Raw genomic sequence first — 21,243 nt, forward strand, 5'->3', positions numbered from 1 at the left:
GGGCATCGACACCGGCCCGCCAGGGTGGGGCCGGCGCCAGCGCCGACCCCGTTATGTCTTAGTTGCTGTCGGAGTTGTTGTCGTCGTCGATCGCGAGATACAGCGCGCCGCCCACGGCGACGGCAGCGACGGCGACGATGACCAGACCGGCACCGGCAACCTTGTTCTTCTTGGCAGTCGGCGATGCAGTGCGCACCGACTTGGCGACCGACAGCGACGCTGCGGAATTTGCAGCGGCATTCGCCGCGACGGGCATGGCCGAGACGGCAACGGCAGCAGCCGTGAGAAGGATCTTACGCATGAGAACAACTCCGTAACTTTATGAGAAGAGCACACAGTATAGGCGTTTGTATTAAAAATGAAGCAACGTCTAAACCGATCGGGGGCAATTATCGGTCACCGACCGTGCCCCTGGGGCAACAGTTTTCGGGCGCTGGCCTTGCCAACGCGGCGGTCGCCACTGTGTCGCATCGATCGCGGGATTGGCCGAGACCCGGAGATCGCAATCGCGATCGGTCGGGACGGCCATCAAGGTCACGGATCATCATGACCCGGTGATATCGTCGTCCTGGTTCGACTTTGGCAGGCCCTCTAACCCGCCCGACAAGGCGGGACCGCTGCCGTTCGAGCGGATGACATCGCTACGCCGTTCGTTTGCTCAGTTGCTGTCCGAATCATCGTCGTCGCTCGAGGCGAGCAGAATGGCGCCGCCCACGATGACAACCGTTGCCAGCAGGGGGACGATCAGGCTCGGACCGGCAAGCTTGGTCTTCCTGACGGTCTGCGTCGATACACGCACCGACTTGGCGACAGTCAATGGCGCCGCTGCGTTGGTGGCTGCATTCGCGGTGGCCGGCATCGTAGAGATTGCAAATGCTGCAGCAGTGATGATGAACTTGCGCATGAAGGGTCTCCACTTCACCGAAGGAGACACGATCATAGTTCAATTCACGAATAATATAAACGCGCGCAATGTTTTGGTACGTATTGTAGGTATCCGCCGCGAAGTCGCGCTAAAGCAACAGTTCCTGCGCGCTCGCCTTGCCGACACGGCCGCCACCGCTGCGCCGATCCATCTCGTGATTGGCGGTGAAGCGGATATCGGGATCGCGATCGGTCAGGAATGCCATCAGGGTCTCGTGATCCAGTTCGGACCATTCCTTGCCGCGGTCGGGGCCATAGCGCACGCGCGGGATCAGGCCGGGATCGCGCGACCATTCGATCAGCTGCGCCAGGCTCGCCTCGTTGAGCATGTCGCGCAGATGGAAGGCGGTGACATAGGCGTCGGGGAAGGCGCGATGCGCGGGCAGGCCGCGCTCATGCTCCATCCCCGCTGGCTTGCGCCAATAGCGCAGCACCTGGTTCGAGAAGCTCGGCGAATCGGGCCACAGCCGCAGCGCGCATTTCCACGTGCAGATCCATTCGGCATCACGGGTCAGCGCGGGAGTACAGAATTTCTGTTCGAAATCGGCGCGGTGCGCGGCCAGCGCGAGCCGTCGCGGCCAGGGATCGAGCACCTGGCGCGCGCAATCATGCCACCAGGGCGCATCGGCGACATGCTCGTCGAGAATATGGTGGATCGCCTGCGTTACCGGCGGAATCAGCCGGCCGGGATTGACCAGCAGGCTGCCGCCCTCGCCGTAGATTTCCCAGCGCCCGTCCTCACCCAGCGCGACGTCCTGCCAGCCGATCTCGCACACGCCGTGCGCGGGGGGAGCCGATCCGGTGGTCTCGAGGTCGATGACCCGGATCATCTGCGGCTGGGGTTTGGGCTTTGCATAAGATGGCGCCATGACTGCCATGTGGGGACAAAAGCGCGGCTAATCCAGCGCGTATGCACCGTCGCGGTCGATATCGACCTCGCGCACGCCGCGCCGCTGGCGCGCACGGTCGACGAGCGTGCGCAGCCCTTCGCGCCGCTCGCGCGCCATCGGCACGTCGCGCAGGACGAATTCGCCGCCGCCGGTCGTGCGATCGGTCGACGTCAGCACGATCGTGCCGATGTCGGTCATCTGGTTGAGCAGCGAATAGCCGAGCCGGACGTCCTTGATCCGGTAGAGCTCGATCTCGTCGATCGTCTTGAACAGGATGCCGCGCTTCACGATCAGCCGCTGGTCGGTGATCTCGAAGGTCGTGCTCCGGTTCCGGAGCCAGCGCAGCCCGATCAGTACGAAGCCCACGCCGACCAGGCAGGTCAGCAGCGTTCCCCAGCCGGCAAAGCTGCCGAGCAGCCAGCGGCGCGTGCTGGACCGGAATTCGTCGATGGGTCGCTCCACGCGGCACTCCTTGGGATGATGGCGGAGGGTAGGGTCGCGCGGCCCCGAGTCAATCGCCGCACTCGGGGCGGCACGCGGATCAGGCTCGCGCCACCCCGCAGGCCGCGAGATGCGCGTCGACCGCCGCGAGCAGGCTGGCAAGCGCGTCGTCGGTGCGTGCCTCGGCGCGCACCGTCAGCATCGCCTGCGTGTTCGACGCGCGCAGCAGCCACCAGCCCTCGGGCGTGGTGACGCGCGCGCCGTCGGTCAGGTCGACCACCGCGCCGTCGCGCGCCAGCCGTGCGACGACCGCGTCCACCACCGCGAACTTCTCCGCGTCGTCGACCGGGAAGCGCAGATCGGGCGTCGCGACCAGCGCCGGCATCGCATCGTGCAGCGCGGTCAGTGACTGTCCCGACAGATGCACCGCGCGAATGAGGCGGATCGCGGCATAGGCGGCGTCGTCGAACCCGTAATAGTCGCCCGCGAAGAACAGGTGCCCGCTTAGCTCGCCGCCGAGCGGGGCGCCGGTGCGCGTCATCGCGGTCTTCATCAGGCTGTGCCCGGTCGGCGCCATCACCGCCTTGCCGCCAAGCGCGGTGATCCGGTCGAACAGCGCCTGGGACGACTTCACGTCCGCAACGATCGACGCGCCGGGATGCTCGCGCAGCGCGGGCTCGACCAATATGGACAGGATCTGATCCCCCCAGATCACCCGCCCCAGCGCGTCGACCGCACCGATCCGGTCGCCATCGCCGTCAAAGGCCAGTCCGAAGTCGAGGTTGTTTTTGGTGACGAGCCGTTTCAGATCGGCAAGGTTCGATTCTTCGGTAGGATCTGGATGATGATTGGGAAAATTGCCGTCGACTTCGGCGAAGATCACATGATGCTCACCCGGGAGGAGCTTGACCAGCGCCTCGATCACCGGGCCCGCGGCGCCATTGCCCGTATCCCAGCCGATCCGGTACGCGCCGCCGGCATAGCCCGCCATCAGCCGGCCGACATAGGCGTCGCGCAGGTCGACGGTGGTGACCACGCCGGCGCCTTCGCTCCACGCGCCCGACGCGGCAAGCGCGGCAAGATCCTGGATGTCGTCACCGAAAAATGGGGCGTGACGCAATACCATCTTGAAGCCGTTATACTCGGCGGGATTATGGCTGCCGGTTACGTGGATGCCGCTATCCACTTCTAGCGTCGCCTCGGCATAATAGAGCATCGGCGACGGGCCGAGACCGATCCGGACGACGTCGACGCCGCCCGCGATCAGCCCGGCGACCAGCGCCGCCTCGAGCGCGGGGGAGGACAGGCGGCCGTCATAGCCGACCGCCACGCGGGTGCCGCCGATGCCGCGGACGCGCGTCGCGAACCCCCGGCCGATCGCGGTGGCATCTGCGGGGCCGAGGCTTTTGCCGACGATCCCGCGAACGTCATATTCGCGCAGCGCGCTGGGGTCGAACCGGTGCGTCATTCTCTTCCGTGTCGGCTTATCGCGTGCGTTTGAGCAGCAGGTCGCGCGCGGCGTTCACCCGCCGCGTCAGGTCGGTCGAGCCGCCGCGGTCGGGATGGACCGAGGCGATCAGCCGCCGGTGCGCGCCACGGATCGCATCGACGTCCGCGTGCGCGTCGATCCCCAGGATCGCGCGCGCTTCCGCCTCGTCGGTCACCACGCGCTGTTTCGGCTTGGGGCGCAGATACCGCCAGGCCAGCCAGATCAGCAGCGCGGTGGCGATCCACGTCACGCCGCGGTCCTGCGGCGGACCGTGGTGCGGTCCGTCATGCAGCGACATCCGACACGGGGCCGGGCGACGACGGCGCGGCGGCGCGCGGCGCGGTTTCGGCGACCAGCTCGGGCAGCTGCAGCGCCGCCATCATCTCGCGCAGTTCCTGGCGCGCGGCGACGTGCGCCAGCCCCATGCCGCCGAATTCCTTCGCATCGATCATTGTCAGCCCGGCGGGGAACATCTCGCGGTAGATGACGCGCTCGCCGAGCCCCGGGATGATCCGGAACCCGACCCGCTTCGACAGCTGGACCAGAGCATCCGAGACGCGACGCATGTTGCGCGCTTCGATATGCTGGAGGCGGTTGCGCAGCACGACCCAGTCGATCGTCGTCCCGTCCGCGCGCGCACGCTGCTTGCGCGCGTCCCAGATCAGCTCGGAATAGAAGCTCGGCCGCGTCACCTGGAAGGTTTCGGGATCGACCTGCCCGATCAGATCGAAATCGACGAAGCTGTCGTTCATCGGCGTGACCAGCGTGTTCGAGAGCGCGGCGGCGGTGCGCGCAAACGGATCGTCGCGGCCGGGCGTGTCGACGACGAGGAAATCCGAGTCCGCGCACAGCGAATGCCACAGATCCTCGAACTGGTCCTCGGTCTGCGCCGACAGCGTCGCGTGACGCGGCATCGGCAGCGCGGAGCCGGTGCGCTTGATCGTCTCGGCGCGGTTGTCGAGATAGCGGCCGACGGTGCGCTGGCGGTGGTCCAGGTCGAGACAGGCGACCCGCGCGCCCCTGGCGGCCAGCGCGATCGCGACATGGACCGCGGTCGTCGATTTGCCCGTGCCGCCCTTCTCGTTGGCGAACACGATGACGTGCGTCGAAGCGTGAGGGGAATCCGGGCCCGTGGCCAACGCGCGTTTCCTTATTGATCGTGAGTGACGCCCTTCATAGAAGCCGCGACCGTACTTATCGAGTGGGAGTTTCACGTGGACACCGTCAGGGACCTGAATATGCTGCGCGAAAGCGTCGCCGCGTTCCGCGCGGCCGGCCAGCGCGTCGCGCTCGTCCCGACGATGGGGGCGCTCCATGCGGGCCATGTCGCGCTGATCGAGGCGGCGAAACGCCCGGGAACGAAGGTCGTCGCGTCGATCTTCGTGAACCCCAAACAGTTCGGCCCGAACGAGGATCTCGCGCGCTATCCGCGGCGCGAGATGGCGGACATCAGGCTGCTGAACGACGTCGGTTGCGACCTGCTCTGGGCGCCGGGCGTCGAGGACATGTATCCCGACGGCTTTGCCACCAATGTCAGCGTCGCCGGGGTGAGCGAGGGCTTTGACGGGGCCGCGCGTCCCGGCCATTTCGATGGTGTCGCGACCGTCGTCGCCAAGCTGTTCAACCAGGTCGGCGCGGATGCCGCCTATTTCGGCGAAAAGGACTTCCAGCAGCTCGCCGTGATCCGCCGGATGGTCACCGATCTCGACTTTGCGATCGAGATCGTCGGCGTGCCGACGCAGCGCGACGATGACGGCCTCGCCATGTCGTCGCGCAACATCTATCTCGATGACGACCAGCGCCGACAGGCGGTCGCGCTGCCGCGGGCGCTCGGCGTCGCCGCGCGTGCGATCGCCCGCGGCGAGGATGTCGCCGCCGTGCTTGACGACGCCCGGACCGCGCTGGTCGGCGCGGGCTTCGCGATCGACTATGTCGCGCTCGCGGATGCCGAGACTCTCGTCGAGCAGACGGGGGCGGAACAGCTCGGTGCGGGGCGCCCGCGGCGGCTGCTGGCGGCCGCGCGGATGGGCACGACCCGGCTGATCGACAACATCGCGGTCGACTAGGCAATCCTACGGAATGCCCCGTTAACCATTGTGCAGGCCGAGTCGGTCCAGTCTGTCGGCAGGAACAGCGGGGACCGACAATGGCTGGCAGGCTCAAGACCAAGAATTTCCTGATCGAACGGCGCCTCGCCGATGCCGCGCGCGGCGACGAGCGGGCGTGTTACGAACTCGGGATGGTGTATTCGACCGGCACCGCGGGCGTCGTGCTCGACCTGATCGAGGCGCATAAATGGTTCAACCTGGCGGCGGTGTCGGGCAATCACGCGGCGCAGGAATGCCGCGCGCAGATCGCCGAGGACATGAGCCCACGCGATATTGCGGTGGCGCAGCGCGCCGCGCGCGACTGGATGCAGTTGACGCAGCGCCGCGCGGCGTAAGCCTTCTGTCTGTATCCTCCCCCTGACGGGGGAGGATCAGGGCGTCATTCCGCTGCGGCCTTCTTCTTGGGCGCGGCCTTTTTCGCCGGCGCCTTCTTGGCCGGCGCCTTCTTCACCGGCGCCGCCTTCACCTCCCCGTCCTTGGCCGCAGCAGCCTTGGCCGGCGCCTTCTTTGCCGCGGGCTTCTTGGCGGGCGCCTTCTTCTTCTTCGTCGCAGGCGCCGCCGCGGCTCGCGCGTCGATCAGCGAGGCGGCTTCCTCCAGCGTCAGCTGGTCCTTCTCGATCGACTTGGGCAGGGTCGCATTGGTCGTGCCGTCGGTGACATAGGGGCCGTAACGCCCCTCCATCAGCTTGATCTCCGCCTCGGTGCGCGGATGGTTGCCCAGTATCTTGAGCGGCGCCTGCGCCCCGCGCGCGGTACGACCGCCGCCTGCCGCCGCTTCGGCCAGCTTCACGACCGCCGCGTTCATGCCCGTCTCGAACACGTCCGCGGTCGTGGTGAGGCGCGCATATTTGCCCTGATGCTTCAGATACGGCCCGAACTTGCCGATCGTCGCGATGATCGGCTCGCCGGTCTCGGGGTGATTGCCGACCGTCCGCGGGAGCGAGAGCAGCTTGACCGCCCATTCGAGGTTGAGCTCGCCGATATCCTTCGGGATCGACGCCATCTTGCGGTCCTCACCCTCGCCGATCTGCAGATACGGGCCGAAGCGTCCCGACTTGCGCTCGATCGGCTGGCCGGTATCGGGATGCGTGCCGAGCGTCGACGGACCCGCATCCGCCTCGGCGTCACCGCCGGGCTGCGCGAAGCGGCGGGTATATTTGCACTCGGGATAGTTCGAACACGCGATGAACGCGCCGAACTTGCCGCCGCGCAGCGCGAGTTGCCCTTCGCCGCAATTCGGGCAGAGCCGCGGATCGCCACCATCCGCCTTGGCGGGGAACAGGTACGGCGCGAGGAAGGTGTCGAGCTCGGCGGTGATCGCGCTGGGCTGCTGCTCCATCACCTCGGACGTGCGCGGCTTGAAATCGCGCCAGAACGCGTCGAGCACCGACTGCCACTGCGCGCGGCCGCCCGACACGTCGTCGAGCTCCTCCTCGAGTTCGGCGGTGTAATCATAGCCGACGTACTTCTCGAAGAAGCGTTCGAGGAACGCCGTCACCAGCCGGCCGGATTCCTCGGCGAAGAAGCGGTTCTTCTCGATCCGCACATAGGCGCGGTCCTTCAGCGTCTTGATGATCGAGGCGTAGGTCGACGGGCGACCGATGCCGAGCTCCTCCATGCGCTTGACGAGGCTGGCCTCCGAGAAGCGCGGCGGCGGCTGCGTGAAGTGCTGCTCAGCATCGACCTTCTTCTTGGCGGGGGCATCGCCCTCCTTCATCCGCGGCAGGCGACGTGCGTCCTCGTCCTGCGTGTCGTCGGCGCCTTCCTCGTACAAGGCGAGATAGCCGGGGAAGAGCACGACCTGCCCTGTGGCGCGCAGGATGTTGCGCCCCGTGCCGTCGGCCATCTCGACCGTCGTGCGTTCCATCCGCGCCGACGCCATCTGGCTGGCGAGCGCGCGCTTGAAGATCAGGTCGTAGAGCCGCGCATGATCGCCGCCGCCGGCCTTGTCCTTGGAAAAGTCCGTGGGACGGATCGCCTCATGCGCTTCCTGCGCGTTCTTCGCCTTCGACTGGTACTGGCGCGGCTTGTCGGGGACGTAGCTCGCATCGAAGCGGTTCGCGACCGCGAGGCGTGCGGCGGAAATCGCGCTGCCGTCCATCTGCACGCCGTCGGTACGCATATAGGTGATCGCGCCGTCCTCGTAGAGCCCTTGCGCGATCCGCATCGTGTGATCGGCGGAGAAGCCGAGCTTGCGCGACGCCTCCTGCTGCAGCGTCGAGGTCGTGAACGGCGGCGGCGGGTTGCGCGTGGCGGGCTTGGTCTCGACCGTCTGGACCGAGAAATTGCCGTCGAGCACCGCCTGCTTGGCACGCAGCGCGTCGCCTTCGTTGCCGATCGACAGGCGGTCGAGCTTGTTGCCCTCGAACTGCGTCAGGCGCGCCTGGAACGCGGTGCCGTCATGCTCCATCTCGGCCGTCACCGACCAATATTCCTGCGGCTTGAAGACGTCGATCTCACGCTCGCGCTGGACGATCAGGCGCAGCGAGACCGACTGGACGCGGCCGGCGGACTTGGCGCCGGGCAGCTTGCGCCACAGCACCGGCGAAAGCGTGAAGCCGACCAGATAATCGAGCGCACGGCGGGCGCGGTACGCATCGATCAGATCGTCGTCGAGCTCGCGCGGGTTCTTCATCGCCTCGGTGACGGTCGCCTTGGTGATCGCGTTGAAGGTGACGCGCTCGACCTCCTTCGGCAGTGCTTTCCGCGCACGCAGCACTTCGCGAACATGCCACGAAATCGCCTCGCCCTCGCGATCCGGATCGGTCGCGAGGATCAGGCGGTCGGCAGTCTTGGCGAGGTCGGTGATCGCTTTGAGCTGCTTCGACTTGTCGGCGTAATTCTCCCACGTCATCGCGAACTGGTCGTCGGGATCCACCGAGCCGTCCTTGGGCGGCAGGTCGCGGACATGGCCGTAGCTGGCCAGCACGCGATAGTCGCTGCCGAGATACTTCTCGATGGTTTTGGCCTTGGCAGGCGATTCGACGATGACAAGCTGCATGGGGAAACCGGGATCCTTACGTGTACGCGTACGAGGGTGACGGCGTTCGGGTGGTGCCGTCAAGCAGGCGCTTGGTCGGCATGAATGCGCCAGATAGGGCGCGCGCGCCCGTTTGTCAGAGGCAGGGCGGGCGCGGTGGCGGCATCGCGGTGCGCGATCGCGGGCGCGCATCGTGCAGACCGGATGGCGTCCCCGCCCGGGACTGGTCGAAGTGATGTCGATAGAGCATATGCTGGATAGTTGATCCAAATCAGGTTAATTGTTGGTGTAAGATCGCATCGATCGGCGCTCATTTCGGCGGATTGCATGACATATCAGGGCCCTCTGCCGCGCTGTACTGCCCCCGACCGGGAAAGCGCGTCTTGCCGCGCAGCGGCGTCGATCACTGTCCGGGTGGATCCGGCGGGCGTCGCATGACCCCCGCGGCACTCGTCCTCGCGCAACGCAAATGCGCGGTGTTGGCGCGACGGATCGCGACGCTGCGCCGGGCCGCGCTGCGCACGACCACGCCGCTCCTGATCGAGGACGACCAGCGCGAGCTCGACGGATTGATCGCGACGATCGAGCGGGCCTGCGACGATGCGGACGCGCTCGCCCGGAAACAGCGTGCGGCGATCGCGCTGGCACTCGCGACCACCGGCGGCGCGCCTAGCCGGCGGACCCGGCCCAGATCAGGCTGACGCGCCCGCCCGCATGCCGTTCCAGCCGGCCGGCCAGTTCGAGCTCGAGCAGGATCAGCTGGACGATCGCGGGCGCCCGGTGCGACTGGCGGACGAGTTCGTCGATCCCGACGGGGACGGGGCCGAGCAGGTCGGCGACCGCGCGCCGGTCGGCCTCGCTCGCATCGTCCGGATACCCACCGCCGGTGTCCTGCCCGGTATAGGCGTCGACGGGCGAGCGGACCGAGCGGCTGTCGAACGGGCGGATCTGTTCCAGAATGTCCGCCGCCGACTGGACCAGCGTCGCCCCCTCGCGGATCAGCAGGTTGCACCCCTGCGCGCGCGGATCGAGCGGGCTGCCGGGCACCGCCATCACTTCGCGTCCCTGCTCGGCGGCGAGCCGCGCGGTGATCAGCGAGCCCGATTTGGGCACCGCCTCGACCACCACCGTCCCGATCGAGAGCCCTGCGATGATGCGGTTGCGCGACGGGAAGTTGCGCGCCTTGGGTTCGGTCCCGGGCGGCTGTTCGGCGAGCAACAGCCCGTGCGTGGCGATCGCGTCCTGCAGTGCGGCGTTGTCGGGCGGATAGGCGATGTCGATACCGCTCGCGATCACGCCGATCGTGCCGCCGGATCCGGTCCCCGTCCCGTTCTTCCCGAGCGCACCGACATGCGCGGCAGTGTCGATGCCGCGGGCGACGCCCGACACCACGGTGGTGCCCGCCTCGGCGAGCGCATGCGCGAGTTCGCGCGCGAAGCGGCAGGCGGCGGCAGAGGCGTTGCGCGCGCCGACCATCGCGATGCATGGCCGGGTCGCATGCGCGATGTCGCCGCGCAGGATCAGCACCGGCGGCGCGGTCTCGGTCTCGGCCAGCAGGCGGGGGTAATCGGGGTCGTCGACAAAGAGGTAGCGGGCGCCGAGCCGCGCCGTCGCCGCCATCTCGCGGTCGACCAGCGTCCGGTCCGCGACCCGCGGGACGCGCCCGCCGCCGCGTGCGGCCAGCGTCGGCAGCGCGTCGATCGCGGCCTGCGCGCTGCCGAAGCGCGCGATCAGCTGGCGATAGGTGACCGGTCCGATCCCGGTCGTACGGATGAGCCGAAGTCTGGCGACCGCGGTGTCAGCCACCGCGCGGCCGGCTGGTGCCACCGATCCGCGGCTCGGTCCCGGCGAGCAGCCGCTGGACATTCTCGCGGTGTTTCCACCCGACGATCAGCGCGAGCGCGAGGAGCAGCAGGACCAGATCCATGCGTCCGAACAGTGCGGCGGCGAGCGGTGCGCTGAACGCCGCGGCGATGCCCGCGACCGACGAGATCCGCAGCTTGCCAAGCAGGCCGAGCCACACCACGGCATAGACCAGCCCGAGCGGCCAGTGGAGCGCGACGACGATTCCCATCAGCGTCGCGACGCCCTTGCCGCCGCGGAACCGCAGCCAGACCGGGTAGCAATGGCCGATAAAGGCGCCGGCCGCGGCGAGCAGCGCGTTGCCCGGGAACAGATGCGCGACCAGCAGCACCGCGACCAGACCCTTGGCCATGTCGAGCAGCAGCGTCGCCGCGGCGAGGCCCTTGCGCCCGGTCCGCAGCACGTTGGTCGCGCCGATATTGCCCGATCCGATCGTCCGCAGATCGCCCGCGCCGCCCAGCCGCGTCAGGATGACGCCAAACGGGATCGACCCCAGCAGGTAGCTGAGCGCCAGCGACAGCGTCGGCGCGACCCAGAATATGTCCGTCTGCAAGAAAGTTCCCCCGTTCCGCCCTGCTATAAACGACCCGCGGCGGACGGCAAATGCCCCCGACACCCATCCCGTCATCCTGACGAAAGTCAGGATCCAGAGCCACGCAGGACGACGCTCGCAACTCTGGATCCTGACTTTCGTCAGGATGACGGAAGAAGGGGGGCGGATACCGTAAGGCGCGGGCGGCGGAAGCGCCGTGCGGGCGACGGGCGACACCCCTGCCAACCTTCGGCCCTCCCGCCAGGCTGTCACCCGCCATCGATACCGCCTAAGGCGCGGTGATGGACGTTCGCCCCATCCTGTTCTTCGATTCCGGCGTCGGCGGCTTGTCGATCGTCGGCCCCGCGCGCGCTGCCCTGCCGGACGCGCCGTTCGTCTATGCCGCCGACTCGGCCGGCTTTCCCTATGGCACCAAGAGCGAGGCGGAGATCGCCGCGCGCGTGCCGGCGCTGCTCGGGCGGCTGGCGGAGCGGTATCGGCCGCGGCTGATCGTGATCGCGTGCAACACCGCGTCGACGATCGCGCTGCCGGTGGTGCGCGCCGCGCTCGACCTGCCGGTGGTCGGCACGGTCCCCGCGATCAAGCCCGCCGCCGCGCTGTCGGTGACGCGGACGATCGGCGTGCTCGGCACCGAGGCGACGGTCCGCCAGGCCTATGTCGACGATCTCGCGGCGCGGTTCGCGGCCGACTGCACCGTCCTGCGCCACGGCTCGGCGGCGCTGGTCGAGATGGCGGAGGCCAAGCTCCACGGCCGCGCGGTCGCGCCCGATCGCTATGCCGCCGTCCTCGACGGCCTGTTCGCGCAAGCGGGTGGCGAGGCGATCGACGTGATCGTCAACGCCTGCACGCATTTTCCGCTGGTCGCCCCCGAGCTGGCCGCTGCCGCCGGGACGCGGGACATCCGCTTCGTCGATGGCGGCCCCGGCATCGCCCGCCGGATCGTCCACCTGATGCAGGGTCAGTCCTGGGCCGGCGCCGGCGCAGGGGTCGCGGTCTTCACGCGATTCGGCCCCGACGAACAGGCGCTCGCCCCCGCACTCGCCCGGCACGGGTTCACCCGGATGGAGCAGCTCTGACGCAAGGCTTGGGACAATATGCCCGCTTGCGTCATGCGCGCAGCATGGCAATGTTCTACAAGGACGAGGAAAGCGATCACCGTAACAACGGTATTGCGCTGGATTAGACGGAAAGCGAGGCGTAGTGCCCCAGGTCATGATTACGGATGTCTCCACGACGGCCGACGGCATTGCGGGCCCACGAGTCGATTATTCGCGCGTCTTCACGCAGGCGATCGACCGCCTCCATGCCGAGGGCCGCTACCGCGTCTTCATCGATATCCTGCGCAACAAGGGCGCGTTTCCGAACGCGCGCTGCTTTGCCGGACACAACGGCCCCAAGCCGATCACCGTCTGGTGCTCGAACGACTATCTCGCCATGGGCCAGCACCCCAAGGTGATCGCGGCGATGGAAGAGGCGCTGCACGATGTCGGCGCCGGCTCCGGCGGCACGCGCAACATCGGCGGCAACACGCATTACCATGTCGACCTGGAAGGCGAACTCGCCGACCTGCACGGCAAGGAAGCGGCGCTTCTGTTCACCAGCGGCTATGTCTCGAACGAGGCGACGCTGGCGACGCTCGCCAAGGTCCTGCCGGGCTGCATCATCTTTTCGGACGAACTGAACCACGCGTCGATGATCGCGGGGATCCGCAATTCGGGCTGCGAGAAGCGCGTGTTCCGGCACAACGACCTCGCGCATCTCGAGGAGCTGCTCGCCGCCGAGGATCCGAGCGCACCGAAGCTGATCGCGTTCGAGAGCGTCTATTCAATGGAAGGCGACATCGCGCCGATCTCGGCGATCTGCGATCTCGCCGATCGCTACAACGCGCTGACCTATTGCGACGAAGTCCATGCGGTCGGGATGTACGGCGCGCGCGGCGGCGGCATTTCGGAGCGTGATCAGGTCGCGCACCGGATCACGATCCTCGAGGGCACGCTCGGCAAGGCGTTCGGCGTGATGGGGGGCTATATCGCGGCCGATCGCACGATCGTCGACGTGATCCGCAGCTATGCGCCGGGGTTCATCTTCACGACCTCGCTGTCACCCGTGCTCGTCGCGGGCGTGCTCGCCAGCGTGCGGCACCTCAAGGCGTCGAGCGTCGAGCGTGACGGGCAGCAGGCGTCGGCCGCGATGCTGAAGGCAATGCTGAAGGATGCCGGGCTGCCGGTGATGATCGGCGACACGCATATCGTGCCCTTGATGGTCGGCGATCCGGTCAAGGCGAAGAAGATCAGCGACGTGCTGCTCGCCGAATACGGCGTGTACGTCCAGCCGATCAACTATCCGACCGTGCCGCGCGGTACCGAGCGGCTGCGCTTCACGCCCGGCCCCGCGCATACCGAGGCGATGATGCGCGAACTGACCGACGCGCTGGTCGAGATCTGGAGTCGTCTGGACCTGCGCAAGGCCGCCTGAGCCGGACCAGCCTATAGTGCCGCCGCCCCGAGGGTCAGGACACCGAGCCCCAGCGACAGCGGCACGCGCAGCGCCATCCACCCCGGTGGCGCTATCCCCGCGCGGACCAGCGCGCGGTCGACAAGCAGCGCGCCGATCAGGCTGATCCCGAGCACCACCAGCGACGGCCCCGGCCAGCGCAGCCCGACCATCCATGGCCAGGCGGTCACCAGCGCGATCAGCGACGGCGCGACGCTCGCGAACCACAGCCAGCGCGGCGCGCCCTCGGTGCGCGCGGCCAGCCCCCACCACAGCCCCCCGAGAAAGCTGAGGATCAGCGCGGCATAGGCATAGGCGACCGCCAGCGCGGAAAACCGGCTTGCAGGATCGTTGCCGAGCAGCAGCGCGACCGCGCCGATCTGTGGCAACAGCCCCGACAGCCCGAGCAGCCGCGCGATCGGCGGAATGCCACCGGAGGGCGCGGGCGCGGGCGTCATCAGACCCGCGCGACCACGCCGGTCGCGACGACCGGACCGGTCGGCAGCCCGGTCGGCGAGCCGCCCAGCGGTTCGATCGAGATCGCCAGCGTCGCGCCCGGCGCGATCCGGCCGCGATCCGCGCCCTGCGGCGCCAGCACGGTCGGCCGCGCGGCAAGCAACCCGAGCGAATGCGGCACGCCATCGCCGCCGATCACCCAGAGCTGCGCGACGCGCGCATCGGGCACGCCCGGCCCGGCCGCGACGCGCAGCGCCCCGGTCGCCGGGTCGTAGACCGCGGCGACGGGCGACTTGGCATCGCCCAGCATCGCGACGAGCACGCTGCTCGGCCGCGCCGCCGGAATCGGCTGCGACACCGGCGGCGCCGACCGCGGCTCGACCGCGATGAACAGCAGCAGACAGGCGGCGATCGCGCTGCTCGCCGCCGCCAGCCACGGCCAGGGCGACCGCGCCCCGCTGCGGAGCGTGGTCACGCCGTCGGTCGCACGACCCGATTGGCGGGTGAGGGCGTCGAGACTCGTCTCGACCCGCGCCGCGAGCTGCGGTGGTGCGTCATGCTCGGGCCACAGGTCGAACAGCGCCGCGAACTGCGTGCGCCACCATTCGACATCGGCGGCGAAACCGGGTTCGGCGAGCAGGCGACGCACCGCCGCGGCCCGCTCGTCGCCCTCGAGCAGGCCCAGGGCGAATTCGCCCGCAAGCGGATCACGATCAGCCACCGAGGCAATCCTTCAATCGGGCCAGCCCGCGCCGCACCCAGCTCTTCATCGTCCCGAGCGGCACCGCGCGACGCAGCGCGAGCTCGGCATAGGTCACGCCATCGAAGAACGCGGTCCGGATCACGTCGCGCTGCTGCTGCTCCAGACCCTCGAGACAGGCGTGCAACCGCCGCGTCGCCTCTTCGTCGAGCAGCAGCGCCTCGGCGCTCGGCTGCGGGTCGGCAATGTCCGGCGCATCGTCGATCGGCGAGGCGCGGCGGACGCCCTGCGCGCGCTGCCAGTCAATCGCGCGGTTGCGTGCGATCGTCGCCAGCCAGGTGATCGGGCTCGCACGACCGGGTTCCCAGCCGCCGGCGCGCTTCCAGATCGTGAGATAGACGTCGTGCAGCACATCCTCCGCGGCTTGAGCATTGCCACAGATACGCAGGGTGATCCCGAAAAGCTTCGCCTGGGTCAGCGCATAGAGCTCGCGAAAGGCGTCACGGTCTTCCTCGCCGGTCCGGATCAGGACGCTCGAGAGATGGGCGCGGGCGGCATCCGCCTGGGGCTTGGACAGGGTCACGCGGCCGACACTAGCGCGTTGATCCGCGGCGACAATAGCCTTCGCCCGTCTTGACCGTCAGGCAGTCGGTCTTGCCGGCCAGATATTTCAGACCCGTCGCGTCGCCGTTCGTCGGCCGCAGGATCTCGCGCACGCCGTCGCGCGTGAAGACGATCGTGTCGCCCACCGCGCGCGCGTCGAACACCGCCTTGTGGTCGAGGTCCCACTGCATCGCGAGCCGGAACTGCCCCGGTTCGCCCGCCGGCGTCACGTCGAGGACCATGCCGTCGACGCCGATCCACCGCCCCGACAGGTCGCGCGTCGGCTCTGCGACGACCTTTTCGAGGCGCGTCGTCTCGGTCGCGCCCGCCGACGTCATGCCCGCGTCACCGCGCGTCTCGGGTGCCGGTCCGGAACAGGCGGCGAGGACGAGGGCGGCGGTTAGGGCGAGAGCTTTCATGGGAATCTCTTTGCAGGCGGCAGGGCGGTCATTGCAATCCTCCCCCTGGCGGCGGAGGGTCGTCACGCTCCATACGCCGCCTTCGCGAACAGGTGTGGCAAATCCCGGCTCGGCTCGGTAAAGGGCTGGGCACCCGATCCCGATCACAGGAACACGCCAGGTGCGCATCGCCATCGCGTCCGACCACGCCGCCGTTTCGTTGAAAGCGGTGCTGACCGCGTGGCTGCGCGAGGCCGGGCACGACGTGCTCGATCTTGGCCCCGAAGGCACCGCCAGCGTCGATTATCCCGATTACGGGTTCAAGCTCGCGTCGGCGATCGCCGATGGTCGCGCCGAGCGCGGCATCGCGCTGTGCGGCTCGGGCATCGGTATCTCGATCGCTGCCAACCGCAACTCCGCCTGCCGCTGCGCGCTCGTCTCCGAGCCGCTGTCGGCGAGCCTCGCGCGGATCCACAACGACGCCAATGCCATCGCGATGGGCGCCCGCCTGATCGGCGAGGAAATGGCAAAGGCGTGCGTCGAAGCCTTCCTGTCCGCCGATTTCGCCGGCGGCCGTCATCAACACCGTGTCGACAAGCTCTCCGCCGTCGACCGGACTTCCGCAAAGGTCCCCGCATGAGCACCCAGCCCAACACGCTCCATGACGTCCAGCCGGACGGCTTCTTCACCCGCGGCCTCGCCGATGCCGATGCCGCCGTCTTCGCCGGCGTCGAGGCGGAGCTCGAGCGCGAGCAGACCCAGATCGAGCTGATCGCGAGCGAGAACATCGTCTCCAAGGCGGTGCTCGAGGCGCAGGGCTCGGTCTTCACCAACAAGTACGCCGAAGGCTATCCGGGCAAGCGCTATTACCAGGGCTGCGCGCCGTCGGACACGGTCGAGACGCTCGCGATCGAGCGCGCCAAGCAGATCTTCGGCTGCGGCTTCGTCAACGTCCAGCCGCATTCGGGCGCGCAGGCGAACGGCGCGGTGATGCTCGCTTTGGTCAAGCCCGGCGACACGATCCTCGGCATGAGCCTCGACGCCGGCGGCCACCTGACCCACGGCGCCAAGCCCGCCCAGTCGGGCAAGTGGTTCAACGCGATTCAGTACGGCGTCGACGCCACCACGCACCTAATCGACTATGACCAGGTCGAGGCGCTGGCGGTCGAGCATCAGCCGAAGCTGATCATCGCGGGCGGCTCGGCCTATCCGCGCGTCATCGACTTCACCCGTTTCCGCGCCATCGCGGACAAGGTCGGCGCCTATTTCATGGTCGACATGGCGCATTTCGCCGGGATCGTCGCGGCGGGGCTTCACCCGACGCCGTTCGGTCACGCGCATGTCGTGACCACCACCACGCACAAGACGCTGCGCGGACCCCGCGGCGGCATGATCATGACGAATGACGAGGGCGTAGCGAAGAAGATCAACTCGGCGGTGTTCCCGGGGCTCCAGGGCGGGCCGCTGATGCACGTGATCGCAGCCAAGGCGGTCGCGTTCGGCGAGGCGCTCCAGCCCGACTTCAAGAGCTATATCGCCGCGGTCGTCGAGAATGCGAAGGTGCTGGCGGCGACGCTCAAGGAGCGCGGCTCGGATGTCGTCTCGGGCGGCACCGACACGCATCTCGCGCTGATCGACCTCACCCCGCTCGGCATCACCGGTCGCGATGCGGACGAGGCGCTCGAGCGTGCAGGCATCACCTGCAACAAGAACGGCATCCCCAACGACCCGTTGCCGCCGATGAAGACCAGCGGCATCCGCGTCGGCACCCCTGCCGGCACGACGCGCGGCTTCGGCCCCGCCGAATTCCGCGAGATCGGCAACATGGTCGCCGACGTGCTGGACGGGCTCGCGAAAAAGGGCGAGCATGGGGACCCGCAGGTCGAGGCGGACGTTCGGGCACGTGTTCGCACGCTGTGCGCACGCTTCCCCATCTATCAAGGATAACGAGCATGTCGAAGATCGATGACATCCAGAACGACATCAAGGCGACCCCGGGTCTCGGCAAGAGCATGGCCAAGTGGAGCGCACTCGGCGCGGTCGTCGCGATTCCAGTGCCGGTGATCGGCCCGATCTTCGGCGCGCTCGCGGGCGCGGGCTACGCCTATTACAAGGGCAAGAAGAAGGTCTGAATGCGCTGCCCCTTTTGCGGACATGAAGACAGCCAGGTCAAGGACAGCCGCCCCACCGAAGACGGGGCGGCGATCCGGCGCCGGCGCCAGTGCGAAGGCTGCGCCGCGCGTTTCACGACGTTCGAGCGCATCCAGCTGCGCGAACTGTTCGTACTGAAAAGCGAGGGGCGCAGGGAGCCATTCGACCGCGAGAAGCTGCTCCGCTCGCTCTCGATCGCCACGCGGAAACGCGCGATCGAGCCGGGACGGATCGAGAAGCTCGTCAGCGGCATCCAGCGCCGGCTCGAGACGCTCGGCGAGAACGACGTCACGTCGAAGCGGATCGGCGAGATGGTGATGGACGGGCTCAAGGGGCTCGATTCGGTCGCGTATATCCGGTTTGCCAGCGTGTACCGCGACTTCAGCGAGGCGAAGGACTTCGAGGCGTTTGCCGGGAGTGTCGAGGAGGTCGGGCGGGCGGAGTGATCCGGGCCTGTCCCTCGTCACGCGCTTTCGACAAGCTCGATCACTACTCGGGACGAACGGCTGCATTGCGGCACGACTCCCCGCAATCTCCCCCACCCCCGTTCGTCCCGAGTAGACGTCGAGCTTGTCGAGACGGCGTATCGAGGGATAAGCCCCGCGGATGACATTTTGGGCCTATGTGGTGCGCTGCGCCGACGACAGTTATTACACCGGACACACCGACGACCTCGAGCGAAGGATCGGTCAACACAACCTTGGCGAGATCGAGGGCTACACACAGACGCGCCGCCCCGTGACGCTGATGTGGAGCCAGGAGTTCCCCTCGCGACAGGAGGCACTCGCGGCCGAGTTCCAGGTCAAGGGCTGGTCGCGCAAGAAGAAGGAGGCGCTGTTCCGCGACGACTGGGCAGCGGTGTCGGCCGCGGCGCGCAAGCCGGAGCGCTCCGAATCTGTCCCTCGATACGAGGTCTCGACAGGCTCGACCTCTACTCGGGACGAACGGGATGGGGGAGCCGCAACCCCACCCCCGGTCATAATCCTCGTCCGCCCCCAGCTCGGCGAAAACATCGGCAAGGCCGCGCGTGCGATGCTCAACTTCGGCCTCGTCGAGATGCGCCTCGTCTCCCCGCGCGACGGCTGGCCCAACCCATCGGCCGGCCCCGCCGCCAGCGGCGCCGACATCGTCCTGCAAAACGCCAAGGTCTATGACAGCGTCGCCGCCGCTACCGCCGACTGCGCACAGGTCTTCGCGACAACGGTCCGCAAACGCGGCGTCACCAAGCCTGTCGTGACCCCCGAACAGGCCGCGACCGAGATCCACGCCGCCCCCGGCCGCTCCGCCATCCTGTTCGGACCCGAGCGCTCAGGGCTAGAAACCGACGACGTCGCGGTCGCGCGGACGATCATCACGGTGCCGATCAACCCCGAATTCGGCTCGCTCAACCTTGCCCAGGCGGTGATCCTGGTCGCCTATGAATGGTCGAAGGGGCTGACCGCGGAGCGCGAGCTCAGCCAGCCCTCGATCAATCCGATCATGCCGCCCGCACCGCAGGAAGAGCTCGACGGGATGATCGGCCAGCTCGACACGATGCTGATGGGCGCAGGCTTTTTCTATCCGCCCGACAAGATCCAGACGACGCGCCGCACGCTGCGCACGCTGCTGACTAAGCCGGGCTGGTCGAGCCAGGAAATCCGCACGATGCGCGGCGTGCTCTCGTCGCTGGCGGGGAAGAAGCCGCGGGGGTGAGGGGAGCGGACGCGCCTACCCGAATTCCGTCATCCCCGCGAAGGCGGGGATCCATACCGGCGAACGCTGGCGCTCAAGGGGCCAAACTTTGCCACTATGGGTTCCCGCCTCCGCGGGAATGACGGACTTGGTTAAAGGCAGGCCTGTTCTTCTAGCGCCGGTCGAACGCCGCCAGCTCATACGCGATCGACGCCTCGACCAGCCCCTCCCATAGATCCGCGATCGCCGCGTCCGGCAACCCCAGCCGCGCGGCCTCGGCCCGCGCATTCTCGATCACCTGAGTCTTGCGCGCCTCGTCGCGCACATGCCCCCGCTCGGGCTTGATGCGCGCGGCGGCGTCCATATAGGCAAAGCGTCTGGCCAGCAGCGCGACGAGCTCGCGGTCGAGCGCGTCGACGCCCGCGCGGACCTCGGTCATGGTGGTGCAATCGGGGCCGGATAGGATGGTCATGCCGCCTCTTGCCGAGCGGCCCGCACGCTGTCCAGCTTGACTCTGGCAGGCGCGGCGTCTAGGCGCCCGCCTTCGCAATGGCCCTGCACCCCGGTGAAGCGGTGGCCCTGCCTTGTCCGGACCCCTGGGTCCTATGACGACCAGCAGAGCGATACCGGGACCAACGTTGTTTGCATTTGCAAAGGTTTTATCATGTCGAAGCGTCAAAGCGCAAAGTACAAACTCGATCGCCGTATGGGCGAGAACATCTGGGGTCGCCCCAAGTCGCCGGTCAACAAGCGCGAATACGGCCCCGGCCAGCACGGCCAGCGCCGCAAGGGCAAGGTCAGCGACTTCGGCATCCAGCTGCGCGCCAAGCAGAAGCTCAAGGGCTATTATGGCGACGTGACCGAGAAGCAGTTCCGCGCCTGCTATTTCGAAGCCGCACGCATGAAGGGCGATACCAGCCAGAACCTGATCGGCCTGCTCGAGCAGCGTCTCGACATGATCGTCTACCGCGCCAAGTTCGCACCGACGATCTTCGCGGCTCGCCAGATCGTTTCGCACGGCCACATCCGCGTCAACGGCGTGAAGTGCAACGTCGCATCGCGTCGCTGCTTCGTCGGTGACGAGATCACGCTGGGCACCAAGGCGCAGGAGATGGCGCTGGTCATGGAAGCACAGACCCTCGCCGAGCGCGAGATCCCCGACTATGTCGCCACCGACGGCGCCGCCAAGGTCACCTTCACGCGCGTGCCCACGCTCGACGAAGTGCCCTATCCGGTGAAGATGGAACCGAACCTGGTCGTCGAGTTCTATTCGCGCTGATTTGATTTCCTCCCGTTCGTCCTGAGTAGCCGTCGAGTAGCGGCGCAGCCGCGTATCGAGGCGGCGTATCGAAGGACAGGTTGGCGCGTACCACTTGTGCTTCGATACGAGCCCTCGATACGGTGCCTTCGGCACCTACTCGGTCTCTACTCAGCACGAACGGTAAGGGTGTGAAGGGCGGTCCTGCGGGGCCGCCCTTTTTCGTTGCGCCTTTTCGTTTCGTGGACATGCACGCCCGGCTTTG

The 21,243-nt window shown here is 67.8% G+C and carries 26 protein-coding genes; 11 read left to right on the top strand and 15 right to left on the bottom strand.

Going from position 1 to position 21,243, the window contains the following annotated elements:
• Positions 1-58: 58 nt before the first annotated feature.
• From NEF64_RS02315 to NEF64_RS02345, 7 genes are all read right to left on the bottom strand, one after another.
• Positions 59-301, bottom strand: a complete 243-nt coding sequence (locus NEF64_RS02315) for a hypothetical protein (RefSeq protein WP_056406816.1) — start codon at positions 299-301, stop codon at positions 59-61.
• A gap of 357 nt (positions 302-658) precedes the next feature.
• Positions 659-904: a hypothetical protein gene (locus tag NEF64_RS02320; RefSeq protein ID WP_056406818.1), complete on the bottom strand. Its 246-nt coding sequence runs from the start codon at positions 902-904 to the stop codon at positions 659-661.
• Positions 905-1,013: 109 nt separating this feature from the next.
• On the bottom strand, positions 1,014-1,793 hold the full coding sequence (locus tag NEF64_RS02325; protein WP_042467016.1) for an exonuclease domain-containing protein: 780 nt from the start codon (positions 1,791-1,793) through the stop codon (positions 1,014-1,016).
• 27 nt (positions 1,794-1,820) lie between these two features.
• Positions 1,821-2,276, bottom strand: a complete 456-nt coding sequence (locus NEF64_RS02330) for a PH domain-containing protein (RefSeq protein ID WP_031394824.1) — start codon at positions 2,274-2,276, stop codon at positions 1,821-1,823.
• A 79-nt stretch (positions 2,277-2,355) separates the two neighbouring features.
• A complete protein-coding gene (gene pgmG / locus NEF64_RS02335; RefSeq protein WP_252574581.1) occupies positions 2,356-3,723 on the bottom strand; it encodes a phosphoglucomutase/phosphomannomutase PgmG in 1,368 nt (455 codons plus the stop codon).
• A 16-nt stretch (positions 3,724-3,739) separates the two neighbouring features.
• Positions 3,740-3,994 (bottom strand): J domain-containing protein, encoded by a 255-nt coding sequence (locus tag NEF64_RS02340; RefSeq protein WP_056407417.1) that lies wholly within the window; start codon positions 3,992-3,994, stop codon positions 3,740-3,742.
• Between the two features lie 34 nt (positions 3,995-4,028).
• A complete protein-coding gene (locus NEF64_RS02345; RefSeq protein WP_056406822.1) occupies positions 4,029-4,883 on the bottom strand; it encodes a division plane positioning ATPase MipZ in 855 nt (284 codons plus the stop codon).
• Positions 4,884-4,958: 75 nt separating this feature from the next.
• Here NEF64_RS02345 and panC point away from each other — a divergent pair, with 75 nt between their 5' ends.
• A complete protein-coding gene (panC, locus tag NEF64_RS02350; RefSeq protein WP_056406824.1) occupies positions 4,959-5,810 on the top strand; it encodes a pantoate--beta-alanine ligase in 852 nt (283 codons plus the stop codon).
• An 80-nt stretch (positions 5,811-5,890) separates the two neighbouring features.
• Complete coding sequence (locus NEF64_RS02355) at positions 5,891-6,187, top strand: SEL1-like repeat protein (protein WP_031440481.1); 297 nt, start codon at positions 5,891-5,893, stop codon at positions 6,185-6,187.
• 44 nt (positions 6,188-6,231) lie between these two features.
• Here the strand turns inward: NEF64_RS02355 and topA are convergent, their stop codons facing one another.
• Entirely contained in the window at positions 6,232-8,853 is a 2,622-nt protein-coding gene (gene topA, locus NEF64_RS02360) for a type I DNA topoisomerase (protein WP_056406826.1), read from the bottom strand.
• 413 nt (positions 8,854-9,266) lie between these two features.
• On the opposite strand from topA, the gene NEF64_RS02365 reads away from it, so the two are divergent.
• On the top strand, positions 9,267-9,533 hold the full coding sequence (locus NEF64_RS02365) for a hypothetical protein (RefSeq protein ID WP_037531701.1): 267 nt from the start codon (positions 9,267-9,269) through the stop codon (positions 9,531-9,533).
• On the opposite strand, the gene dprA is transcribed toward NEF64_RS02365, so the two are convergent.
• Positions 9,502-10,638: a DNA-processing protein DprA gene (gene dprA / locus NEF64_RS02370; RefSeq protein ID WP_420833715.1), complete on the bottom strand. Its 1,137-nt coding sequence runs from the start codon at positions 10,636-10,638 to the stop codon at positions 9,502-9,504. The genes NEF64_RS02365 and dprA overlap by 32 nt on opposite strands.
• Positions 10,631-11,248 (bottom strand): glycerol-3-phosphate 1-O-acyltransferase PlsY, encoded by a 618-nt coding sequence (gene plsY, locus NEF64_RS02375; RefSeq protein ID WP_056406828.1) that lies wholly within the window; start codon positions 11,246-11,248, stop codon positions 10,631-10,633. The genes dprA and plsY overlap by 8 nt, the downstream gene beginning before the upstream one ends.
• Positions 11,249-11,529: 281 nt before the next feature.
• Here plsY and murI point away from each other — a divergent pair, with 281 nt between their 5' ends.
• Positions 11,530-12,324 carry a glutamate racemase gene (gene murI, locus NEF64_RS02380; RefSeq protein ID WP_056406830.1) on the top strand — a complete coding sequence of 265 codons (795 nt, stop codon included), beginning with the start codon at positions 11,530-11,532 and terminating at the stop codon, positions 12,322-12,324.
• A gap of 136 nt (positions 12,325-12,460) precedes the next feature.
• Positions 12,461-13,723, top strand: a complete 1,263-nt coding sequence (gene hemA / locus NEF64_RS02385; RefSeq protein WP_042466797.1) for a 5-aminolevulinate synthase — start codon at positions 12,461-12,463, stop codon at positions 13,721-13,723.
• Positions 13,724-13,734: 11 nt separating this feature from the next.
• Here the strand turns inward: hemA and NEF64_RS02390 are convergent, their stop codons facing one another.
• Genes NEF64_RS02390 through NEF64_RS02405 form a run of 4 tightly spaced genes read right to left on the bottom strand, consistent with a single transcriptional unit; the run spans position 13,735 to position 15,919 of the window.
• Positions 13,735-14,199 (bottom strand): DUF3429 domain-containing protein, encoded by a 465-nt coding sequence (locus NEF64_RS02390; protein ID WP_056406832.1) that lies wholly within the window; start codon positions 14,197-14,199, stop codon positions 13,735-13,737.
• A complete protein-coding gene (locus tag NEF64_RS02395) occupies positions 14,199-14,918 on the bottom strand; it encodes an anti-sigma factor (protein WP_235516400.1) in 720 nt (239 codons plus the stop codon). The genes NEF64_RS02390 and NEF64_RS02395 overlap by 1 nt, the downstream gene beginning before the upstream one ends.
• The gene (locus tag NEF64_RS02400) at positions 14,911-15,480 is read right to left on the bottom strand and encodes a sigma-70 family RNA polymerase sigma factor (protein ID WP_056406836.1); all 570 of its coding nucleotides are present in this window, start codon (positions 15,478-15,480) and stop codon (positions 14,911-14,913) included. The genes NEF64_RS02395 and NEF64_RS02400 overlap by 8 nt, the downstream gene beginning before the upstream one ends.
• 10 nt (positions 15,481-15,490) lie before the next feature.
• A complete protein-coding gene (locus NEF64_RS02405; protein ID WP_252574585.1) occupies positions 15,491-15,919 on the bottom strand; it encodes a hypothetical protein in 429 nt (142 codons plus the stop codon).
• A 160-nt stretch (positions 15,920-16,079) separates the two neighbouring features.
• Between NEF64_RS02405 and rpiB the strand changes: the two genes are divergently transcribed.
• From rpiB to NEF64_RS02430, 5 genes are all read left to right on the top strand, one after another.
• Entirely contained in the window at positions 16,080-16,538 is a 459-nt protein-coding gene (gene rpiB, locus NEF64_RS02410) for a ribose 5-phosphate isomerase B (RefSeq protein WP_056406840.1), read from the top strand.
• Entirely contained in the window at positions 16,535-17,845 is a 1,311-nt protein-coding gene (locus tag NEF64_RS02415; RefSeq protein WP_056406841.1) for a serine hydroxymethyltransferase, read from the top strand. Before rpiB ends, NEF64_RS02415 begins: the two co-directional genes overlap by 4 nt.
• Before the next feature lie 5 nt (positions 17,846-17,850).
• Entirely contained in the window at positions 17,851-18,030 is a 180-nt protein-coding gene (locus tag NEF64_RS02420) for a hypothetical protein (RefSeq protein ID WP_031394946.1), read from the top strand.
• Positions 18,031-18,495 (top strand): transcriptional regulator NrdR, encoded by a 465-nt coding sequence (gene nrdR / locus NEF64_RS02425; RefSeq protein WP_056053297.1) that lies wholly within the window; start codon positions 18,031-18,033, stop codon positions 18,493-18,495.
• 160 nt (positions 18,496-18,655) lie between these two features.
• Positions 18,656-19,741 (top strand): TrmH family RNA methyltransferase, encoded by a 1,086-nt coding sequence (locus tag NEF64_RS02430; protein ID WP_082446897.1) that lies wholly within the window; start codon positions 18,656-18,658, stop codon positions 19,739-19,741.
• A 151-nt stretch (positions 19,742-19,892) separates the two neighbouring features.
• On the opposite strand, the gene NEF64_RS02435 is transcribed toward NEF64_RS02430, so the two are convergent.
• Positions 19,893-20,192 carry a chorismate mutase gene (locus tag NEF64_RS02435; RefSeq protein WP_031394943.1) on the bottom strand — a complete coding sequence of 100 codons (300 nt, stop codon included), beginning with the start codon at positions 20,190-20,192 and terminating at the stop codon, positions 19,893-19,895.
• A gap of 192 nt (positions 20,193-20,384) precedes the next feature.
• Between NEF64_RS02435 and rpsD the strand changes: the two genes are divergently transcribed.
• Positions 20,385-20,999 (top strand): 30S ribosomal protein S4, encoded by a 615-nt coding sequence (rpsD, locus tag NEF64_RS02440; protein ID WP_031394942.1) that lies wholly within the window; start codon positions 20,385-20,387, stop codon positions 20,997-20,999.
• The last annotated feature ends 244 nt before the right edge of the window (positions 21,000-21,243 follow it).

Source organism: Sphingomonas aerolata, assembly GCF_023935825.1.
GTDB lineage: Bacteria > Pseudomonadota > Alphaproteobacteria > Sphingomonadales > Sphingomonadaceae > Sphingomonas > Sphingomonas aerolata.

Bases quoted from the DNA above. Each gene is read 5' to 3' on its own strand.
- NEF64_RS02315 (WP_056406816.1), bottom strand. From the start codon at position 301: ATGCGTAAGATCCTTCTCACGGCTGCTGCCGTTGCCGTCTCGGCCATG.
- NEF64_RS02320 (WP_056406818.1), bottom strand. From the start codon at position 904: ATGCGCAAGTTCATCATCACTGCTGCAGCATTTGCAATCTCTACGATG.
- NEF64_RS02325 (WP_042467016.1), bottom strand. From the start codon at position 1,793: ATGGCGCCATCTTATGCAAAGCCCAAACCCCAGCCGCAGATGATCCGG.
- pgmG (WP_252574581.1), bottom strand. From the start codon at position 3,723: ATGACGCACCGGTTCGACCCCAGCGCGCTGCGCGAATATGACGTTCGC.
- NEF64_RS02355 (WP_031440481.1), top strand. From the start codon at position 5,891: ATGGCTGGCAGGCTCAAGACCAAGAATTTCCTGATCGAACGGCGCCTC.
- topA (WP_056406826.1), bottom strand. From the start codon at position 8,853: ATGCAGCTTGTCATCGTCGAATCGCCTGCCAAGGCCAAAACCATCGAG.
- NEF64_RS02365 (WP_037531701.1), top strand. From the start codon at position 9,267: ATGACCCCCGCGGCACTCGTCCTCGCGCAACGCAAATGCGCGGTGTTG.
- murI (WP_056406830.1), top strand. From the start codon at position 11,530: ATGGACGTTCGCCCCATCCTGTTCTTCGATTCCGGCGTCGGCGGCTTG.
- hemA (WP_042466797.1), top strand. From the start codon at position 12,461: ATGATTACGGATGTCTCCACGACGGCCGACGGCATTGCGGGCCCACGA.
- NEF64_RS02390 (WP_056406832.1), bottom strand. From the start codon at position 14,199: ATGACGCCCGCGCCCGCGCCCTCCGGTGGCATTCCGCCGATCGCGCGG.
- NEF64_RS02405 (WP_252574585.1), bottom strand. From the start codon at position 15,919: ATGAAAGCTCTCGCCCTAACCGCCGCCCTCGTCCTCGCCGCCTGTTCC.
- NEF64_RS02415 (WP_056406841.1), top strand. From the start codon at position 16,535: ATGAGCACCCAGCCCAACACGCTCCATGACGTCCAGCCGGACGGCTTC.
- NEF64_RS02420 (WP_031394946.1), top strand. From the start codon at position 17,851: ATGTCGAAGATCGATGACATCCAGAACGACATCAAGGCGACCCCGGGT.
- nrdR (WP_056053297.1), top strand. From the start codon at position 18,031: ATGCGCTGCCCCTTTTGCGGACATGAAGACAGCCAGGTCAAGGACAGC.
- NEF64_RS02430 (WP_082446897.1), top strand. From the start codon at position 18,656: ATGACATTTTGGGCCTATGTGGTGCGCTGCGCCGACGACAGTTATTAC.
- NEF64_RS02435 (WP_031394943.1), bottom strand. From the start codon at position 20,192: ATGACCATCCTATCCGGCCCCGATTGCACCACCATGACCGAGGTCCGC.
- rpsD (WP_031394942.1), top strand. From the start codon at position 20,385: ATGTCGAAGCGTCAAAGCGCAAAGTACAAACTCGATCGCCGTATGGGC.